At 44.8% G+C, this 21,026-nt stretch carries 17 protein-coding genes and 2 tRNA genes; all 19 read right to left on the bottom strand.

Annotation, left to right across the window (positions count from 1 at the left end):
* Window positions 1-32: 32 nt before the first annotated feature.
* Window positions 33-797, bottom strand: coding sequence for a type III pantothenate kinase (locus WCV65_RS00450; protein WP_035412495.1), 765 nt, complete (start codon window positions 795-797; stop codon window positions 33-35).
* A gap of 161 nt (window positions 798-958) precedes the next feature.
* Window positions 959-2,896: an ATP-dependent zinc metalloprotease FtsH gene (gene ftsH, locus WCV65_RS00445; protein ID WP_035412498.1), complete on the bottom strand. Its 1,938-nt coding sequence runs from the start codon at window positions 2,894-2,896 to the stop codon at window positions 959-961.
* Window positions 2,897-2,995: 99 nt separating this feature from the next.
* On the bottom strand, window positions 2,996-3,544 hold the full coding sequence (gene hpt / locus WCV65_RS00440) for a hypoxanthine phosphoribosyltransferase (protein WP_156505819.1): 549 nt from the start codon (window positions 3,542-3,544) through the stop codon (window positions 2,996-2,998).
* A complete protein-coding gene (gene tilS, locus WCV65_RS00435; RefSeq protein ID WP_338779288.1) occupies window positions 3,525-4,949 on the bottom strand; it encodes a tRNA lysidine(34) synthetase TilS in 1,425 nt (474 codons plus the stop codon). Before tilS ends, hpt begins: the two co-directional genes overlap by 20 nt.
* A gap of 101 nt (window positions 4,950-5,050) precedes the next feature.
* Window positions 5,051-6,067, bottom strand: a complete 1,017-nt coding sequence (locus tag WCV65_RS00430; RefSeq protein WP_338779286.1) for a serine/threonine-protein kinase — start codon at window positions 6,065-6,067, stop codon at window positions 5,051-5,053.
* Window positions 6,051-6,788: a VWA domain-containing protein gene (locus WCV65_RS00425; protein ID WP_338779284.1), complete on the bottom strand. Its 738-nt coding sequence runs from the start codon at window positions 6,786-6,788 to the stop codon at window positions 6,051-6,053. The genes WCV65_RS00430 and WCV65_RS00425 overlap by 17 nt, the downstream gene beginning before the upstream one ends.
* Before the next feature lie 122 nt (window positions 6,789-6,910).
* On the bottom strand, window positions 6,911-9,397 hold the full coding sequence (gene spoIIE / locus WCV65_RS00420) for a stage II sporulation protein E (protein ID WP_338779282.1): 2,487 nt from the start codon (window positions 9,395-9,397) through the stop codon (window positions 6,911-6,913).
* A 530-nt stretch (window positions 9,398-9,927) separates the two neighbouring features.
* A tRNA-Glu gene (locus WCV65_RS00415) sits at window positions 9,928-9,999 on the bottom strand.
* A gap of 21 nt (window positions 10,000-10,020) precedes the next feature.
* A tRNA-Met gene (locus WCV65_RS00410) sits at window positions 10,021-10,097 on the bottom strand.
* 230 nt (window positions 10,098-10,327) lie between these two features.
* Window positions 10,328-10,786 (bottom strand): S1 domain-containing RNA-binding protein, encoded by a 459-nt coding sequence (locus tag WCV65_RS00405; RefSeq protein WP_035412509.1) that lies wholly within the window; start codon window positions 10,784-10,786, stop codon window positions 10,328-10,330.
* 84 nt (window positions 10,787-10,870) lie between these two features.
* Window positions 10,871-11,245, bottom strand: a complete 375-nt coding sequence (locus WCV65_RS00400) for a septum formation initiator family protein (RefSeq protein WP_338779280.1) — start codon at window positions 11,243-11,245, stop codon at window positions 10,871-10,873.
* A 12-nt stretch (window positions 11,246-11,257) separates the two neighbouring features.
* A complete protein-coding gene (yabQ, locus tag WCV65_RS00395; RefSeq protein WP_035412516.1) occupies window positions 11,258-11,893 on the bottom strand; it encodes a spore cortex biosynthesis protein YabQ in 636 nt (211 codons plus the stop codon).
* Window positions 11,890-12,195 (bottom strand): sporulation protein YabP, encoded by a 306-nt coding sequence (yabP, locus tag WCV65_RS00390; RefSeq protein ID WP_035412519.1) that lies wholly within the window; start codon window positions 12,193-12,195, stop codon window positions 11,890-11,892. The genes yabQ and yabP overlap by 4 nt, the downstream gene beginning before the upstream one ends.
* An 83-nt stretch (window positions 12,196-12,278) precedes the next feature.
* Window positions 12,279-12,542 (bottom strand): RNA-binding S4 domain-containing protein, encoded by a 264-nt coding sequence (locus tag WCV65_RS00385; protein ID WP_035412523.1) that lies wholly within the window; start codon window positions 12,540-12,542, stop codon window positions 12,279-12,281.
* Between the two features lie 22 nt (window positions 12,543-12,564).
* On the bottom strand, window positions 12,565-14,028 hold the full coding sequence (gene mazG, locus WCV65_RS00380; RefSeq protein ID WP_338779276.1) for a nucleoside triphosphate pyrophosphohydrolase: 1,464 nt from the start codon (window positions 14,026-14,028) through the stop codon (window positions 12,565-12,567).
* Window positions 14,025-15,629 (bottom strand): polysaccharide biosynthesis protein, encoded by a 1,605-nt coding sequence (locus WCV65_RS00375; RefSeq protein WP_338779274.1) that lies wholly within the window; start codon window positions 15,627-15,629, stop codon window positions 14,025-14,027. The genes mazG and WCV65_RS00375 overlap by 4 nt, the downstream gene beginning before the upstream one ends.
* Before the next feature lie 836 nt (window positions 15,630-16,465).
* Window positions 16,466-17,002 carry a stage V sporulation protein T gene (gene spoVT / locus WCV65_RS00370; RefSeq protein ID WP_035412531.1) on the bottom strand — a complete coding sequence of 179 codons (537 nt, stop codon included), beginning with the start codon at window positions 17,000-17,002 and terminating at the stop codon, window positions 16,466-16,468.
* Between the two features lie 138 nt (window positions 17,003-17,140).
* On the bottom strand, window positions 17,141-20,665 hold the full coding sequence (gene mfd / locus WCV65_RS00365) for a transcription-repair coupling factor (RefSeq protein ID WP_338779272.1): 3,525 nt from the start codon (window positions 20,663-20,665) through the stop codon (window positions 17,141-17,143).
* Between the two features lie 81 nt (window positions 20,666-20,746).
* Window positions 20,747-20,977: an anti-sigma-F factor Fin family protein gene (locus tag WCV65_RS00360; protein ID WP_211555638.1), complete on the bottom strand. Its 231-nt coding sequence runs from the start codon at window positions 20,975-20,977 to the stop codon at window positions 20,747-20,749.
* Between the last annotated feature and the right edge of the window lie 49 nt (window positions 20,978-21,026).

The following is a 21,026-nucleotide window of genomic DNA, read 5'->3' as shown; positions in this document are numbered from 1 at the left end:
GCTCCCTTCAGGATCCTGCTCCTGTATGTGAATTATTGATTTCTGTCGTAAATAAGCTGCAGCCCTTTTAAGGTTAAGAAAGGATCCACGATATCAATCGTATTGGATTCATTCGCAATTAGACCTGCTAAACCGCCAGTACCGATGACCTTTGGATTCTGGCCGGTTTCCTCCTTCATTCTTCTGACAATTCCTTCGACTTGGCCGACATAGCCAAATAAAATACCGGATTGCATCGCACTCACTGTATTTTTGCCAATGATCGTTTCAGGCCTTGCAATTTCAATCCTCGGAAGCTTGGCTGCTCTCGAATATAGCGCTTCCGTTGAGATATTTACTCCCGGCGCAATTGCTCCGCCCATATATTGTTTATCCTCGTTTATATAGCAATAAGTAGTAGCTGTACCGAAATCAACGATGATCAGCGGACTTCCGTAGAGGTGGATTCCCGCTACCGCATTTACAATCCGGTCTGCCCCTACTTCTCTCGGGTTTTCATATTTAATATTCAAACCGGTTTTGATGCCCGGTCCGACAACCTGGGGTTTGATATCAAAGTACTTTTTGCACATACGTTCAAGTGAGAACATGATAGGAGGAACTACAGAAGAAATGATGATTCCCTCAAAATCCTTAAAGGAAATTCCAACATGCTCAAAAAGCGATGTGAACAGCATGCCAAACTCATCTTCTGTTTTATTACGGCTTGTTTCAATCCGCCAATGATAGTTCAGCTCTTCTTTTTCATATACACCAATAACTGTATTTGTATTCCCGACATCCAATACTAAAATCAACGATTTTCACCACTCTATATAGTTTCTCTAAGTCTTTGTAAAACATTCCGCCACCATCATATCATAAAACATGTAAAACAAGACGGCAACGTGCTCCATTCTCTTCGCTCGTTTCATACAAAAGACCGCATTCCCGGAAGAATGCGGTCTTATTAATGGATTCAGTCTTTTTTCAGGTCCGGACGTCCAGGTTCATCTAATGGAGATGGTTCTTCTGTCTTTCTCTGAATGTTAATTTTTACATCTGAAGCATCACTTGTATCTTCAAGATCCTCGATCCGATCTGGAAGCTTGCCGTGTTTCATCAGATGATCAATTTGCTTGGCATCAAGCGTTTCTACTTCGAGAAGTGTTTTCGCTACAAGCTCAAGCTTATCTCGGTTTTCTGTAAGAATGGTTTTTGCACGCTCATAACTCACTTTAATAAAGTTTTGAATCTCTATATCGATTTCATGAGCGATGGCATCACTATAGTTTGGCTCATTGTTAATATCGCGGCCTAAGAACACTTGTCCTTGGGACTGGCCAAACTGAAGCGGTCCAAGCTTATCAGACATACCGAATTCTGTAACCATACGGCGGGCGATGCCAGTCGCTCTTTGGAAGTCATTTGAAGCACCTGTGCTGACTTCGCCGAATACGATTTCCTCTGCCACGCGTCCTCCAAGAAGGCCGGTAATTTTATCAAGAAGCTCTGGTTTTGTCATAAAGTAACGGTCTTCCTTAGGAAGCATAACGGCATAACCGCCTGCCTGGCCGCGGGGGACGATGGTTACTTTATGTACCATTTCAGCCTCATCAAGCACATGTCCGATAATGGTATGTCCGCCTTCATGGTATGCGACAATGTTGCGTTCTTTTTCAGAAATAACACGGCTTTTCTTCGCAGGTCCTGCGATTACCCGGTCAGTCGCTTCATCAATGTCGAGCATGTCGATTTTCTTCTTGTTTGTACGTGCAGCAACAAGTGCCGCCTCGTTAAGCAGGTTCTCAAGATCTGCTCCGGAGAAGCCTGGTGTTCTCATAGCAATAGCTTTCAAATCAACAGAGTTGTCAAGAGGCTTATTGCGGGAATGAACCTTCAGCACCGCTTCGCGTCCTTTTACATCCGGACGGTCTACTGTAATCTGGCGGTCAAAACGTCCCGGACGAAGAAGTGCCGGGTCAAGAATATCAGCACGGTTGGTAGCGGCGACAATGATAATTCCTTCATTGGCACTGAAACCATCCATTTCTACAAGCAATTGGTTCAGCGTTTGCTCGCGCTCATCATGGCCTCCGCCAAGACCGGCTCCGCGCTGGCGTCCAACTGCATCAATTTCATCAATAAAGATAATACATGGTGCGTTCTTTTTCGCATTTTCGAACAGGTCACGTACACGTGATGCACCGACCCCAACGAACATTTCAACGAAGTCTGAACCGCTTATGGAGAAAAACGGCACTCCGGCTTCTCCCGCTACTGCACGTGCAAGAAGCGTTTTACCTGTACCCGGAGGTCCCACAAGGAGAACACCTTTAGGAATTCTTGCACCGAGTTCAGAGAATTTACGTGGATCTTTAAGGAAATCAACGACCTCCACAAGCTCCTGCTTTTCTTCATCTGCTCCTGCCACATCTTTAAATTTAACCTTTTTCTTTTCTTCGCTGTACAGCTTCGCTTTGCTTTTGCCGAAGTTCATGACACGGCTTCCGCCGCCCTGAGCCTGGTTAAGCAGGAAGAAGAAAAGAATGAAGATGATAACAAATGGAATAATGGAGGTGAAAAAAGTCACCCATCCGCTTGTCTCTTCAGCAGGCTGAAATTCCGTCTGGCTTGATTTTGCAGCTGCTGTAATCTTATCAATTGACTCGCTTGGAACATGAGTCAAAAAGTACTCGTCTTTCTTAGCGCCTTTAAGCTGTCCTTTTACTTCAAAAACACCGCGCACGGGTTTTGCCGTTATTTGCTTAACGTCTCCCGCTTCTAATTTCGAAACGAAATTGGTGTAAGTCAATGGTTCTGTTTTCGGATTTTGACCGTTAAAGGTACTAACGATTCCGATCACAACCAAAAATATGAGTAAATAAAAGATCGTATTTCGGAAGATCCGTTTCATTCCTTACCTCCTCCACAGTAGACACAATTAGTTTAAATAGTATCATAGAAAATCATGCCAATACAAACAATATGGCGCCATTTATTCAGGCCTTAATCCTCAGTTGGTGTTTTGATAAACGCGGGGTTTCAAAACGCCGACGTAAGGAAGATTACGGTAGCGCTCAATATAATCGAGCCCGTATCCTACAACAAAGGCATCCGGCACTTCAAATCCAACATAGTCAGCCTGGATGTCCGCTTTTCTTCCGCTCGGCTTATCCAAAAGAGTGACAATTTTGATGGACTTGGCTTTCCGATACCTGAATAATTCCACAAGATAGCTTAATGTTAAACCACTGTCGATAATATCTTCTATGATAAGGATGTCACGGCCTTCGACAGAAGTGTTCAGATCCTTTAAGATCTTTACTTCCCCTGAGGATACAGTTGATGAACCGTAGCTTGAAACATCCATAAAATCCATTTCCAAATATGTATCGATGTGCTTAAGAAGATCTGTCATAAAAGGCAGTGCACCTTTTAATACTCCAATAGCTAAAGGAAAGGTTTCTTTGTACTCTTCAGTTAACAGTGTTCCCAATTCTTTAACTTTTGCCTGTATTTCTTCTTCTGTAACCAAGATTTTTTCAATATCCTGTTTCATCATGTGTGTTTTGCCCCCTAGAAGATCCTTGTTGATGATATTGTAAAAAAATGAATTCGCCCTCAGACCAATCATTTTCCTCCCAGGCTGATTTCGTCAGACCCGGCAGCCACAAAATCGTTCCATTTGCGTCTTCAAGAACCGGCCACTGATTCCTGGCTTCAATTGCGATCTTCTTGTCAATAAATATATCTTTGACTTTTTTTGTGCCATTCATGCCTTTGAGTTTCAGTTTGTCCCCATTTTTCCTGGAACGGACTGAAAGCGGCAGCAGGACTTTGTCCCGCTTTATAAGAAGGCTGTTCTTTCCCCTGTCAGCACCTGGACTCTCAGTAATCAGCTTCGCTTCTATACGGCCTCCTGAGGGAAGCATAGCCTCGCCCGGAATTGGCAATTCCAGGTGGTACGGTTCCGGTTCTGCTTGTTCAAAAGTAAACATGCAGAGGTTATAGGATTTAACGGCCTTTAAACCATTTGGAAGATGGAGAGATCCGGAAGGGTGAGATTGGGAAAGCAAAGATAGAACGCTTTCTGTATGTATGGATGATAATGAAGACGGAACACTTTTGTAAAGATAGTTTAATATTAGTTGAATCCCTCTTCTTTGTAAAGGTAAAGGCAACCTTTTCAGCAGATCGATTTCAAGCTCTGCAAAACCGTCTCCTCTTCTCCATACTGTATTCATCTCATGCTCCGTTAATTCCTGCAAATACCGCTCGTCTTCTGTTAAGTTTTCGCTGAATGCCTGGAACTTTTCATGCACTTGAGGGTTTTCTTCTTTCAGAAAAGGGAGGATCCTCTTTCGGAACCTGTTTCGTGTATAAGTGTCTTTTTCATTGCTCGGATCAAATCGGGGGGCCAATCTTTCCTTCTCGCAATAATCCAGGATTTCCTGCCGAGTCATGCCGAGAAGGGGCCGTATAATGAATCCGCCGGCAAACTCCCGTTTGGGCTGTATTCCGGCAAGTGCCGTACCTTTGCCGCCGCGGACCAGCCTCATTAATATGGTTTCAACCTGATCGTCTCCGTGGTGGCCCAGCGCTAAGGCTGATGCCTGGTATTGATTCATCATTTTTTCAAAAAACTGATAGCGGCATGCTCTTGCTGCTTCCTGCGCACTCATTTGATGGGATATGGCATAAGCTCCTGCATCTGCCTGGCAGCTTTCGAAAGGTACATCATGCTCCCTGCAAAAGGATCGGACAAATTCCATCTCTTCTTCAGATTCTTTTCCCCTGAACATGTGGTCTACATGCAGAACAACAAGATTCAATTCCCATTCTTTACGGATGCGGAGGAGCATGTGCAGCAGACTAAGCGAGTCAGGACCGCCTGATACGCCTGCCAAGATGGTTGAAGAGGGTTCGATCAGCTTATGCTTTTGTATAAATTGAATAAAGGGTACCACGTCTCTCCCTCATTTACTGACAATTTCGGACTAAGGATATCGTACCATTATTATCCTGATTTCCGCAAAATTCAGACCGTTTGTTCACAAAATCACCATTTTTACGGCAGCAGGAAATGATAGATGTAGAGAGCATACAATATAAAGACTCCGCTTACGACAATAAAGGTATCCATCCAGCCGCTGCTCGAATGACTGCCGCCGCTGCTCCTTTTCCTTTTCGTAACGGGCTTCTTTTGGGCTGAATGCCTTTTTGGCGGAGGAGATGCCGTTTTTTGCCCGGATCTGCTGCTTCTCCCCATTGAAGACGTTTGCCTTTTTTCCGGTTCCGCCAGACATCGAAGCAGTTCTTTCTTCATCTCTTCCGCTTTGGCATATTGTCCTTTTAATGCCTTCCTTAGAACACTTCGCTGTTTATAAAGAAGCGGTACGCTGTCAATTTTCTCAAATAAAAGCTTTTCTCCCTCACTGTTTTTAAGAAACCTCCCCCCGCAGCCGGCATTGACCGCAATCATGGCTGCGGCAAAAAGATCATAGCCGGGATCCGCTTTTCGTGATCCCATTCCCCAGTATCCTCTGTCGAAAAATTCTGTGTACTCCTTAATGGATCTGCCTATTCCTGTTGTTCCGCCTACATCAATAATCTTAACTGTAACAGGCGAATCCGTTACAATAAGATTTTCCGGTTTAAGATCTCCGAAAACCCAGCCGGCTTCATGCAGATTCGACAAGCTGCCAAGAAGCTGGAGCATGAGGACAGGCACCCATTCAGCACCCCTTGCCTTCACAAAATCCAAAAAGGGAACACCTTTTATGTATTCCATCACGTAAAAAGAAGGAACGGGGCTTCCCCCTCCCTGATCCCAGTCGTCCGTATCAAATAAATGAGGCCCAAGGTTTTTCCCCTGGACCTTTGAAAAGTGTTTCAGCACATTCACTTCAGACGTGATAGACATGCTGTTGTCACTCAGTTTTAACGCCGCAAGCCCACTGCTCCTCTGAACTAAATAGACCGCCCCGTTCGCTCCTTTTCCGAGAGACTTGATCACGGTGTATTCGTTCTGATGCCACTTTCCCTTAATTTTCGTACCGGGAAGTATTTTATCGGCCACCTTCATAGCGATACCCCTCATCATCCAGCAGGTCTTTCCGGCTTCCTCTTTTTTTGCTGATAAGAGCGGCACCCTCGCGAATTGCAGGTCCCGTTGGGGTAAGCCCCCCAGCAGAAAGCTTGGAAAATATAGAGGATATGGACTCCAGCCGAGGTGTCCAGTCTATGACGGTCTCCACATCCGCACGTTTCCCAGGAAATACACACACAGAGAACTCATTTTCGCCAATCCGGGAATTCAGGCTGATGGACAGATCCAGCAGCGCCTCTTTCACAGTAGGGAGCTTCGGTGTCATGCTTGCACTTACATCGACCATGATGACCATTTCTAAATGCATGGTTTCTCCCAGCTCGTCCACTACCTCCATCACTTCCCCCCTTTTATCAGGCGGCAGCTCTTCCATTGAAACCTTTTTCCCCAGAATTTGCTGAAGCTCTTTGTTGACGACCCCCTGGATGGTTTGCGTCATCGCTTTCCTTGTGACCATTTGTACCGTTTGAGACAGCACTTGAGTGTAGACGGTCTGGCTGACACCGCCTCCGGAAGCTGCAATGCTCTCAATCTCTCTCATAGCGGCTTCATCAATAACCTTTTCATCTACCACCCCAATTACGTTCACTGTGATCCCTTGCTCGTTGGCATACGCTGCCATTGCGACCGGGTCCTCTCCATGATTGGAACATCCGTCAGTGATGAGAAGGATCTGTTTAATTCGTCCTCGATTCATTGCTTTCCCCTCCTGTAAGGTCTGATATCTATCAGCCTTGCCACAGGAGTACAATTTTCATACTATTAAATTTTTATTCTGTATGATCATGAAGTGGAATTCACGGTTCTACTGCTTTTCCTTTATGAAACACTCTGTTTTTTCTTTTGAAAATAGCGGTTTGTAGAAATCGCCGCCCATTTAGGAGTGTTGTGTTCAATCTTCGCAGCGATAATGGTCATATCATCATCGATTTTTCCGGAACGGGTCCTAATGACCTCTTCCATAATTAAATCCGCCACCTCCTGAGGATCATTTGTTTCCAGCTCCGATACTTTTCTCTTCATCCAAATTTCATGATTCTCTACATGTTTAGGTCCTTCAAAAATCCCGTCGCTCATCATAATAAGCAAATCCCCTGCTTTAAGCTGCTCACCTACCACATCCACTTCAAAGTCTTCGATAATTCCAATCGGCAAATTGCTCGCCTGTATTTTTATGACTTTATCCCCCCGTTTGATAAAGCTTGGCGTTGAACCGATCTTAAGGAATTTACACGTGGCATCCTGCAAATCTACAATAGCCAAATCAAGTGTTGAGTACACTTCATCTGTCGTTCGAAGAGATAGAATCGAGTTGACGGTTTTAATCGCCACCTTTTCATCGATCCCCGATTGCAGGATTTTTTCAAGGAGCTTAATCGTTTCGTTGCTTTCAAACTGTGCTCTCGCTCCATTTCCCATTCCGTCGCTTATGGCAATGGCATATTTTCCAACCCCCAAATCAATCATGGAATAGCTGTCTCCTGAAACAAGCCCGCCTCCTTTTGCAGCATGTGCTGCTCCGATATCTACTTTAAAGCTCTTGGCTGAACCGAATGATACATGACAAAATCCGTTTGGATACAGGCCGCACTCCTCGTGCTTCACTATGACCTGCTCTTCCAATATATCTGAAAGCATTGGAGCAATGATTTTTTCGCATTCGCCATGGCCCTGGCAAAACGGGATCGACATTTCCATGTCTACATTCCCCTGCTCCAAGCTGTATATTTCAACATGACCGATTTCCACTCCGAAATTCTGGAGAGCTTCTAAGATCTGCTCTTCCAGTAAAAAGTGATTTTCCCTTTCACGTCTGATTTCCCGGGAAAAGTCCTCCATCACTTTGGAAACGCCAAGCAGCTGTTCAGCTACGAGTCTGCGGCTCTCCTGGACTTGCTTATTCAATTTCTGGTTCGCTTTGAACTCATTAAGCTCCTGTTCTATGGCCACTTCTACCTGAGTCGCCTTGGAGCAATGTGCATGAAATTCCTTCTTCAGTTTCCGATTAACCGAGTACGTGTTCGCACTCGTCTCATTCGTCACCTGTGTCATAAGATCATAGGTGTCTTGAAAATTATTGACCCAGCACCTTTCTTTTTTATAGCAATGATGACAGGTTTTCTCTGTAATCGTACTTAAAAATAAATCCGTTTCTCTTGCCGAGTCTGCCTCTCCCTTTTCATAGAAGGCATTAAAACTTTGGGACAGAGCCTCAAATACACCAGAGAACTGATCCACCCGATGCGCGGTGACATCTCTTATTCTCGTAGCGTACAGCTGCTGTTCCATCGCATGCTCATTTGTTCCAGGAATATGCTTTGCAAGACTGGCTGTTATTCCTTTCGGTGTAAGGAAAAACAAAACGATTGCTGCCGTGGATTCCACCATAGTGGCCATGAAGTCGGACGTGCCGCCCCCATACAGGGACAGCAGCATGGATCCGATGAGCAGGCCAGCTGCTGCCCCGATTTTCTGGCCTTCCTTTAACAGCCCGCCGAGTAAACCTGAAAATGCCAGCAGACTCATTTGATACAGGTTTCCTACATTGGCGAGACTCAAGATCAGGCCGGTGACTACCCCAACGGTACAGCCGATGCTTGATCCTCCAATAAAGGCAAATAATAGGACCATGTATCTGGAAAAAACGTGCTCTGCTTTGAAGTCCATATAAGAGACCCCGGTTAAACCGGTCATTACCGAAGCAATGAGAATCATCAGACAAATGATTTCCTCTGATTTCAGTGACTGCTTATACCGCGGACTCGATATGAGCGGAATGCTTTGAAGAAAAATGAGAGTAAGGATAAAGGCCAATCCGGCTTCTACACCGGCCATCATCCCATCATAGGAAGAAATTGTTCCGTATAATACGAAGGTGGAGGCAATCCTCGTTCCCGCTACCGCGAGCAGGATGATGAAAGGCAGTGTCCGAACCCGGTCCTTAAATATAAAGGCACCGGCCTTTTGCAAAAATAAGAAGAACAGCAGGTGGCACGTAATGATGAGGGATGTTTCCAGTGAGATTGTCAGCCCTCCGGCCGCCAGCGATAAAGCTCCGATCAGCGCTTTATCTTTTTTCATTAAGAAGAGTACTCCAAAGAACGGAAGGGCAAACGGGAGAATTTCAGTTAGGATAACAGCTCGTCCAAGTAAAAATCCGATGAACATATATAGAAGTCCTTTATGAAACAGAATGGATTGAAAGTAAGCACCCGCTTTTTTCGTAGATCTTTGAATTGCATGCTGCGTTTTTTCAATCGCTGCTCCGCTAATCGGTTCCATTAATCTTCTTTCAGCTTTTTGCACTATACATACCCCCAAATCGGTTTGTTGAGGTAATTATAGCGGACGGAAAAAATAGATTTTGTCAAAACAAGGGTGCTTGAACAAGAAAGCGTTCGACGGTTTAAGCTTGCTCCTTCATGATTTAGAGCGAATCCCCCAGCATTTACAAAAGAAAAAGAAGATTGCTGACGTCATTTCGATGAACGTGTAGAAAAGACTGAAAATTATTTGGTATAAATTTTGAATTTGTTTAATTTGCCTATTGATTTTAGCTTCTGGTCCGGCGGTCCGGTTCCAAAATCAATAGATCGCATTAGGAGGTAAACGAAGAAATTAAGCAGAGAAGCGTACAGCTGAGAAGAAATGACTGATTGAAGCCCCGGGGACAACGTGTGGGATTCTGGAAGGCTTTTATTATATAGGTGCTTTGAACAATTTTGAGTTATGATGATTGGAGCATCCTGCAGCGAAAATCTGCCGCCACGCAATTTAAAAATTACTTTCTTATATAAACAAAAAAACTTCCCTAATGGAAGTTTTTCAATGATTGATGACCCGTACGGGATTCGAACCCGTGTTACCGCCGTGAAAGGGCGGTGTCTTAACCGCTTGACCAACGGGCCTCATAATTCTGTTTTAAAAATTGGTAGCGGCGGAGGGGATCGAACCCCCGACCTCACGGGTATGAACCGTACGCTCTAGCCAGCTGAGCTACACCGCCATATAAATGCGCGACCTGCCATGGCCGTGCGGGCTGTACTTCTTTCAAACAGGCTTGCTGTCCTATGAAGCACAAGTTCTATAATACAAAGCTTTGGGTTATGAGTCAATACTAAATTTAATTTTTTTCAAGAAACCATTAAATGACTGGGTTATCTTCTGCTCAGTCATCTAATAAAAAACAAAAAAACACCCCAAAGGAGTGTTTTTATCTATATTGACAGCAGCAAGTTAGCCTCTTTTTGCTCCGCGTCCGCCGCGTTTTGATTCTGTATTCCTTTTAAGAGAAGATAACCGGTCTTCACTGTCTTTAAGGAAGCGGCTCATTTTTTGTTCAAAATTCTCTTTAGGACGGAATTCGTTTCTTCCTGCTCCGCCTCCGCCACCTCGGTGCGGCCGGTCTGTACGCGGGCGATCCTGACGAGGACGCTCAGGACGTTCAGGACGATCTGGACGGTCGATTGCTTTCTTAATCGATAGACCGATCTTTCCATCTTTTTCAACGTTGATGACTTTTACTTCAACCATGTCGCCAACTTTAAGATGGTCATTAATGTCTTTCACGTAATTATCGGCTACTTCGCTTATGTGAACTAGACCCGTGGAACCTCCCGGTAGCTCAACAAAAGCTCCGAAATTCGTAATACCAGTTACTTTACCTTGTAACTTGCTGCCAACTTCAATGGACATAAAAAAAATGCTCCTCCTTAAACTGATAAAAAAATCATCATTTCTTTAATTATACCTAAACCAAAATCATAGTGTCAATAAAGGCTATTTTTTGTCCGGTGAACTGAAAATAATTTCATTCTCTCCGGAGAGGAAATAATCCCTTCTCGCCAGTTCTGCAATATAGTCATCGTCGTTCAGTTTGCCAATTTCCTCCTGAAGCATACTTTGTTCTTTTTTCAAATCCTTCAGCTCACTCGTTAGCTTGTCCTTCTGCTCGGCTTGCTCTGAAAGGGCTGCTGACTGATTGATCATTCCAGTAATAATGAAAATCGCGAATAAAGCGACGATGGCTCCAAAGACGGTTAAACGGCGAAAAAGACCTCTTTTTCTGCGCTTTAGAATTTGATCATTGCGCTCCTGCTGCTGCATATATTGGGACTGAAGCTGCGTTACTTTATGGCTTCTTTCTGCTGACATTTATACATTCCCTCACTTTCCAGTGATTCGTTTAATCGATTTCCACGCACTAATCAATAAGTTCTTGGCTTGATTCGCAATTCCTTCCAATTTTGAAAAGATTCGCGAAAAAAATGTTTTCAAAAAACCGGGCATCATGTTCCAGATGAGCAGCATGGCCCATCTTAAAGGTGCTAATACGATTTTAACGGCTCCCCAGATAAAAAGAAACGCCCATTTTAATATTTTCCAAAAAAGATTCAGCAAACCGGTGATGACAACGGCAAATAGTGTGATGATTCCCTTAATGGGTTTTATCAGAACAAAATGTGCGACACCCATTAAAAGCTTAAAGATAAAGAGGAAGGATCGGATCAGAAAATTCAGGACTGCCAGGTATATACCCTTTAGCAGGCTTTGATAAGCAGCAAAACCGCATAAAATGGCGAGGAACATATAAATTCTCAGTTCCCCCTCATTTACAAGAAGCAGCACGTAAAAAAAGAGAACACTTTGGAGCAGCCAAAATACCAGATCATTGAAGAATACAATCCAGCCTGCCCTTTTGGAACGGACTAGAAATCTTCTATATGTATCCAGGGCTGCTCCAAGCCATGCTCCCATTCCTGCCATGGCAAACATGGTATAAAACTGAACCGTTAGCGTCATTTAAATAATTTGCTAAAGAATCCTTTAGCTTTCTCCGCATGCTGTTCGTCCAGGTAAACAATGTCCAGAATCCGGCCCTTAATGGACACAATTCCTTTGTCCACATCAAGATTTTGCATCTGCAGATTTTCACCGCGGACCGCAAGCGCCCCCATAACCGTATCCAGCAGAAACTCTTCGTTATCAAAGCTTTCTACTTCTTTAACGCCTGTAATCTCCAGGAGTTTTCTGCCTTTCATGACAAGATCATGGTTTTCCGGTACTGTATTTGTCTGAGGCTGATTTTGCTGATAGTAATTCATCCTCTGTACCCCCGCTTCTCATATCGTTTTGCTTATATCTATGAGTAAAACGGGAGAAAAAGAACAAGCCCCTTCAAGCAGATTCAGTTCTCGCCCAGTTTTTCTTCTTTAATAATCGTATACATTTCTGCTGCATCTTCTTTTTTAGTGGTTTCTTTTAAATGGTCGATGCGGACCGTTACACGCTTTTGGCCGAAGCGGATGACCATTTCATCCCCTTCTTTTACATTAGAGCTTGCTTTTGCGGGTGTTCCATTGATTTCAATACGGCCCTGATCGGCAACTTCCTTTGCCAGCGTGCGGCGTTTAATCAGTCTGGATACCTTCAGAAATTTATCTAGTCTCATGTTCATAACCCCTTCTTTCTGTCTATTCCAATCCTTTTGCTTCATCCCAGTAGGTGTCCATTTTTTCAAGCGTCAACTCTTCTAGAACTTCGCCATTTTCTTTGGCTTTCTTCTCTATATATTTAAAACGAGAAGTGAATTTTTGATTTGTTGAGGACAGCGCCTCTTCCGGTTCAATTTGAAGGAATCGTCCAATGTTCACCAGGGCAAATAAGACATCCCCAAACTCCTTGAGAAGTGCTTTATTATCTTCACCGGGATTTTGTTTAAGCTCTTCTTCAAACTCCAGGATCTCTTCCTTTACCTTAAGCCACGCATCTTCTACCTTATCCCAGTCAAACCCTGCTTTCGCAGCCTTTTTCTGAATTTGATACGCCTTTGAAAGGGCTGGCAAAGCCCCAGGAACGGAATCAAGCAATGATTCTGGAGCTGTCTTCCCTTCCGCTTTCTTAATCTCTTCCCAGTTTACAAGCACTTCTTCTGCCGTATCTGCTTCGATGTCGCCAAAGACATGAGGGTGCCTCCGCACCATTTTTTCAGAGATTGACCGGATAACTTCATCGATGGAAAACAGCCCTTCGTCTTCACCAATTTGTGCCTGCAGGACAACTTGAAGAAGAACGTCTCCCATTTCCTCAATCATATGGTCAATGTCCTCAGACTCAATCGCATCGAGGAGCTCATAGCACTCCTCAATCAAGTACTTTTTCAGCGATTGGAAGGTCTGCTTCTGATCCCAGGGACATCCTCCAGGTCCGCGGAGCGAAGCAATGATGTCTCTGAACGCATCGAACCTGTGATAAAGAAGCTTCTCATCCTGAACAGGCGGAATATACAGGCTCGTAAGGTTGGAGACAGCGGAAACCCGGTCCAGTTCATATAGCGGTACTTTAAGAATTTCTTCCTGCCTGCTTCCTGCAGCTGTAACGATGTATACCTCATAATCAAAAGGCAGCTCTTCCATAAGAGTGAGCTTGACCTCAGACGCCACCATCTGATCATATACCTGACATAAAACGATATGCTGGGTGAATTGCAATTCTCCCCTTTTCAGAGTCAAAGCATCCACCATTTGAAAGCCGTCAATTGGATCAATGTTCAGCGATGCGAACGTCGCGTCCAAAAAGCTCTGTCCTCCTGCGACACGTACTTGGAATGAATTTCGCTTCGATTCCTCAAGCAAAATTTGAACCGTTTTTTCAGCAACCATCGGATGCCCGGGAACCGTATAAACGACATCTCCGCTAGCTGCCTCCTTGATCAGGAATTCAGCAATTTCTTCATATACATCCTCGAACCTCGAATGCTGCATGTACATTTCATCAAACGAGCCGGCTATCGCTATTTCATTCTTCAGTTCTTCCAGAACAGGATGGTCCATCGTTCTTGTATAAATCCGGTTTGAGGATTGAAGAAGACGGTAGATCCCAAGCGGAAGCTGGTTGATGTCGCCAGCGCCAAGTCCGGCTATATGAATGGTGTTCATTTTTTCACGTCCCTTTTCTTCTGCGACCACAGCCGGATTTTTGTGCCGAATGGAACAATATCCAGTTCGTCGCTGTTAAAAACATTTAATTTGATGACAGCAAACATATAGACGGCGCCGCCAACTGCGACTGCCGTTATGGCCTCAATAGAAGCAAGAGCCCTGTTTCTCCCAAGCACCCACTCAAACCCTGCCATGTAGCCTCTCAAAACGGCAAGCATGAGGACAGCGGAGAAAACAATCTTGATAATACTCCTGTACTCATGAAGCTTGTACTGTTTTTTTCTGAGAAAATATATATTCATCACCGCAACAACGAAGAACGCCGCGACGGTTGCAACAGCGGCCCCATCCGCTTCGTAACGGGGGATCAGGACAATGTTTAAGGAGATTTTTATGATGACACCTGCAATTACGGATATAGCAGGATAAATGGTCTGATTCAAACCTTGAAGGATAGCTGCAATAGTCATGGATAAAGATGTAAACAGGATGGACAAGCTCAAAATACCTAAAATATCTGATCCATAGTTGTTACGGAAAAGCATAATATTCGTTTCCTCGACAATCCCAATCAGTCCTGCTGTAGCACCCGCTCCAACAGCCAAACAAACCTTAATCGATAAATTAATTTTATCTTTTATAAATTTCTCATCATTCCTGCGCTTCGCACTGGAAATCAAGGGCACAAGCGACAATGACAGGGACGTAGCGACAACAGTTCCCAGCTGAATAAGAGGCTGGCCCCGGTCATAGATTCCTTTAGCTGTTTTAGCAGCAGTCGGATCCATTCCTTTATTGACCAGCATTGAAAAGAGCTGAAATGCGTCAACAAGCTGAATTAAAATCAGCAGAAGACTGCTGACACATATGGTAAAAGTAAACAGAATAAGGTCTTTTAATAAATCCCAAGTCTTAATTACGGAAGGAATTAAAGGCCCATTTAACTCTCTGTGATCCCTGCGGAACCAGTAAACAGCAAGAACAATCAAAGCAGCAGCCCCTCCGGTAAGAGACCCAAAGAGCGCGCCTTGCCCCGCTTCATAAAAGTTGCGTCCATTTTTCAGCAAAATATAGGCAACCCCTATAATTGTCACCACACGAAATGCCTGTTCAACTACTTGGGAAAGAGCCGTCGGAAACATATGATGCATCCCTTGAAAATAGCCCCTTAGCACGGATACGAAAGGAACGAGCAAAAATGAAAATGAAATAATTTCAATTAACGGTTTAAGATGCATATCTCCCATAATGCCCGCAATCCATCCGGAACCTGCATACAAAAGAGAAAATGATAAAAGACCGGTAAACACAAGAAATAAACTGCTGACTTTCCAAATTTTCCTTAAATCAGCAGGATTGTGCCCCTCACCATATTCAGCGAACAGCTTTGAAACGATAATCGGAAACCCTGATGTAGCAAGCATAATAGAAATCCCGTAAAACGGATAAACCTGCTGATATATGTAAAATCCAATATCTCCAACAATATTTTGATAAGGCACCCGATAGGCAGCACTCATAATTTTTGTAAGCAAACCGGCAATCGTCAAAACGAAAGCCCCCTGCCAAATAACGCTCTTTCTAGACGGCACAGCCATCCCCATTCTCCTTCCAAATTCACTGACGAAGATATTATATCACATGAAATGCGCAGGGCGCTTGCTTAGCCGTGAAAGACGGTGGAGCCCCCGACGGAGAGGCGCTCAAGTAAGGTTGTTCAGCTAAAAGCGCGACATCCTGTCGCAACGCTGAACGGGCCTTCATCGTGAAGGCCCTCGACCGAGGGGGCGAAGCGGCCGAACGGCTAGCGCCCGGAGCTGGACACCATGAAAAGCGGAGGCGTCTTGTAATTAAGGATGTTCAGCTAAGAGCGCGGCGTCCTGCCGCAACGCTGAACTGACCTGCCTCCTGCAGGCCCCCGACAAGCATAAGAGAATTCTCAGAGAGGAAGGCGGTTTTTCCTTCCGCAGGATAATTCACTTATGACCTCGAGGGGCTAGACGCCGCAGCTGGACAATTTGAAATGCGGAGGACGCTTCTAGTAATGAGGTTCTGCTAAGTGCGCGGCGTCCTGCCGCAACGCTGAACTGACCTGCCTCCTGCAGGCCCCCGACAAGCATAAGAGAATTCTCCGGAGGAAGGCGGTTTTTCCTTCCGCAGGATAATTCACTTATGACCTCGAGGGGCTAGACGCCGCAGCTGGACAATTTGAAATGCGGAGGACGCTTCTAGTAATGAGGTTCTGCTAAGTGCGCGGCGTCCTGCCGCAACGCAGAACTGACCTGCATCCTGCAGGCCTCCGTGAGAGACATTGGAGCCCCCGACCGAGAGACGCTCAAGTAAGGTTGTTCAACTAAACCCACGACATCCTCTCTATACAGGAAAAGACAGCCCAAAGGCTGCCTTTTTGTAATACATATAATAAGATCGAAACCTAGTTCTCCATTTGGCGTGCAAGGAAGCCGGCTGCTGTTTCTACCGCTTTTTTCTCCACTTCGCCAAGCGTTCCTTCTTTTGAGAAGATAACGACTGCGCCGATTGGATCTCCATTTGCAATGATTGGACCTATAGTATAGGCTTTGACTTCTTCTTTAATCCCTTCAAGAAGCTGAAGCTCTCCTGCATCTGTTTTTAGAATGGAGCTTCTTTCTTCCATGGAGCGTTCAATGTCTTCGCTGATGTTGCGGTTCATGTATTCCTTTTTTGAACTTCCGGAAACAGCGATGAAAGCGTCTCTGTCACAAATCAGCACCGGGTGCCCCATGCTGTCGTAAAGAGCGTCTGCGTATTCCCTTGCAAAATCTCCAAGCTCACTTATTGGTGAATATTTCTTCAGAATGACTTCGCCGTCGCGGTCTACGAAAATTTCCAGCGGATCCCCTTCACGGATGCGGAGTGTTCTGCGGATTTCTTTCGGAATAACCACACGTCCTAAATCATCAATTCGACGAACAATGCCAGTTGCCTTCATCTATTGCTGCCTCACTTTCATCTTGTGAATTGATACCAGGTAATGGCTCCATGTTAGCAGCCGTGACCTCTTGTTGAGAATAGTATCCTTCACAATAAAGGTAATATACACACAATAAATGAAAATATAAGCAGATAATCAACTGGCTGAAATTTCTTCCTTTTTCACATGCTTTAGTCCTTTAAGAAGGCCGATTAAAATAGATAAACGTTCTTCCGCACTTAAGCCCTTTGTCTGGACAGAAATTTTTAATTTGTTCGCGTCCATTCCGAGACCGACTTTACGGCCGTACTGGCTGCTTAATTCAAACAGCTTTTGGCCATCTGCGCGCTGGCTGGCCTCCTCGTTGATGGACATGTAAATAACGTCCTTCGCTTCTTTAATGATTTCGACTTTTTCACGAATCGCAAGAAGTTTCGCTTCAGCCACTTTAAAGAGATAGCTTACTTCGGAAGGATATGTGCCGAAGCGATCCGTCATTTCTTCCTGCAGCTCTGCTAGATCTTCTTCTGTGGCAATTCCTCTGAAGCGTTTGTACATATCGATTTTCTGTTTTCCATCTGAAATGTACGCCTCTGGAATGTATGCATCCAGATCCAGATCAATTTCCGGTTCAAATGCTTTTTCTTTCGGTGCATCGCCTTTGCGTTCTTCGATGGCCTCTTTCAGCATCTGGGAATATAAATCAAATCCGACTGAATCAATGAAGCCATGCTGCTGTGCTCCAAGAAGGTTTCCTGCACCCCGAATGGATAAATCGCGCATTGCGATTTTGAATCCGGATCCAAGCTCGGTAAATTCTTTTATCGCCTGCAGCCTTTTTTCTGCAACTTCTGTAAGAACTTTGTCCTTCCGGTACGTGAAGTAAGCATATGCGACCCTGCTTGATCGGCCGACACGCCCTCTTAACTGATAGAGCTGGGAGAGTCCCATTTTATCTGCATCATACACAATAAGAGTGTTTACGTTCGGGATGTCGACGCCCGTTTCAATAATCGTGGTACTGACCAGGACGTCTGACTGGCCTTCAAGGAAGTTAAGCATGACGGATTCCAATTCGTTTTCCGTCATTTTCCCATGTGCATACGTGACTCTTGCATCTGGAACAAGCATTGAAATTTCATCGGCTTTGCGGCTGATGTCCTCTACGCGGTTGTAAAGAACATAGACCTGCCCGCCCCTTGAGAGCTCACGTTCAATGGATTCTCTGACAAGTCCTCCGTTGTTTTCCACAACATATGTCTGCACAGGGTAGCGGTTTTCCGGCGGCGTCTCTATGACCGACAAATCCCTTACTCCGAGCATCGACATATGCAGTGTTCTTGGAATTGGAGTCGCGGTAAGCGTCAGTACATCTACGTTTGCTTTCATTTGTTTGATTTTTTCCTTATGGGTAACACCAAAGCGCTGCTCCTCATCAATTATGAGCAGTCCCAGATTCTTATATTTAACATCCTTAGAAAGAAGACGGTGGGTTCCTATTACAAGATCTACCGTTCCATTCTCCAGGCCTTTTGTCGTTTCATTCATTTCCTTGCGGGTTCGGAATCTGCTTAGGAGACCGACAGTCATAGGATAGTCCTGGAACCGTTCGCGAACAGTTTCGTAGTGCTGCTGGGCTAGGATCGTCGTTGGAACAAGGAGTGCTACCTGCTTTCCATCAGCAATAGCCTTGAAGGCTGCCCGGATTGCTACCTCTGTTTTCCCGTAGCCAACATCTCCGCAAAGAAGCCGGTCCATCGGACGTTCCCGCTCCATATCCATTTTAATTTCATGGATGGAACGAATCTGATCCTCTGTTTCCTGATAAGGGAACGCAGCCTCGAAATCGCGCTGCATTTCTCCATCCGGAGAAAAGGCATAGCCTCTGCTTGCTTCCCTTTCCGCATAAAGCTTAATTAAATCATCCGCAATATCCTGAACGGATGATTCCACTTTTTTCTTCACCCGGCGCCAGTCATTTCCGCCAAGCTTATAAATTTTCGGTTCTTTCCCTTCAGATCCAACGTACTTTTGAACCTGATCAATTTGCTCTACCGGAACGTAAAGCTTGTCAGAGCCCTGATACCGGATATGAAGATAATCCTTGTGATTGCCGTTGATTTCAAGCGTTTCAATCCCTAAATACTTTCCGATTCCATGATTAATGTGCACGACATAATCACCTGTTTGAAGCTCGGAGTAGCTCTTAATCCGCTCGGCATTGGACAGCTTCTGACGTCTCGGCTGCTTCTTAGCGCGCTTTTTGAACAGCTCTTCTTCTGTAATGACGGCAATTTTTTGCAAAGGAAGCTCAAAGCCCGTTTGCAGATCCCCCTCTAAAATATAAGCCTTTCCAGGTTTAAGAGGATCTCCATCTTTCATAATTGTTGCTGACATATCATAGTCCTGGAGCACCTGCTCGAGCTTTTGCACCCGCTCTGCACTGGCTCCCAGAAAAACAGTGATGAACTTTCCTTTGTTCCATCGGTCGAGCTCGCCCTTTAAGACGTTCATCTGGCCATGAAAATTCTGCATTTGCTTGCATGATACGTTTAAGATATTTTGAGGACTTGTATGAGGGACATGTCTTAAAAACAAGGAAAGGTATACGATTGGATTGGCTGGAAGAGCCAGAGGCTGCTCGCGGGAAATTTTCACATCATGGACAATCTTCCCGTTTTCAAGCATGCTCGTAATCCATTCCGCTTCTTCCGATTCAAGCTGCTCCATCATCTCATGGATACGGCTGATTTCATCCATCACAACGGTTGCAGTCCCATCAAAATAATCTAGTAAACTAGCAGGCTTTTCATAGAAGAAGGAAAGGTATTTATGCATTTCCTCCGTAACCTGGCCATTCCGGAGCATTTCAAGCTCATACTGGACATTTTGGAGCAGCAATTCCTTCTGCTGGTCATTTTTCAGCTTTTTCAATGATTTGGAAAGAGCAGCTTCTAATTGCTGTTCGCCGCGCTCAAGATGCTCACGCTGCAGCAGAATTTCTTTTGCAGGACCAAGCACGATGTTCTTCATCTTTTTCAATGAACGCTGATCTGCAAGGTCAAATGAGCGGATGGAGTCCACTTCAATATCAAACAGTTCAATCCGGACGGGATTTTCCTCCGTCAGCGGATAAAGGTCAATAATCCCCCCGCGAACACTGAATTCTCCCGGTGCCGAAACCATGTTGGTCCGTTCATAGCCAATTTGGGAAAGCCAGCTGAAAAATGAATCCGTATCCAGTTCATCTCCGACCGAAAGTGTTTTCTGGCTTGCATTCCACATGCTTTTGGCTGGAAGCAGTCTCCGCAATGCAGCAGCCGGTGCAACCACAATGCCTTTTTTACCAGAGGCCAAATGATTCAGCACTTCCATCCTCTGAGCCATCAGCTCCGGACTGGCTACCGCCATATCAGAAGCAATCAGTTCATTAACAGGATAGAGAAAAACATTACCGCCCGCTAAATTTGCCAAGTCCTCAAAAACCTTTTGAGCCTGGTAGAGATTGTGTGTGACAACGAGGACGGATTCTCCTGTTTCCATATATAAAGAGGATGTGAAAAGAGACCTTGCCGAACCGGAAAGCCCAGCCAGCAGCTGCTCTCTCAATCCTTCTTTCAGACCGGTAACAACGGTTTTAAAATCTTCGTTTGAATAAAAAAACGAGTGCAGACTTTTCATGCCTTTCCCTCCTTCCGAAAAATTTGTCCCCATACAGGCGGACAAATAGAAAAACGCTTTGGGACTAAAAGCCAAAGCTTTTTATTGTATGAATTTTTCTACCTGGTGGAAAGCAGGGTTCCGATCAAGGGCTTCCTGGCAATCCTCACAAATCGTTTTTACCTCTATATCTCCATTCGCCATGTAGCGGATCATTTCCTGTCTCTCTTCACTGGTTAAGTAGTGAAAACCTAATTCTCCGCTATGAATGGCCTCATTTTCCAATGTGCCGACTTTTGTGCCGCAATGGCGGCAATAATAGTGGTAACCCATAGTTCCTCCAAAAGCTTTTTACAGATAGTATAAACGCTTGAGGAATCCA

Source organism: Metabacillus sp. FJAT-52054 (genome assembly GCF_037201815.1).
GTDB classification, from domain to species: domain Bacteria; phylum Bacillota; class Bacilli; order Bacillales; family Bacillaceae; genus Metabacillus_B; species Metabacillus_B sediminis.
This window is presented reverse-complemented; position numbering and strand designations above follow the sequence as displayed.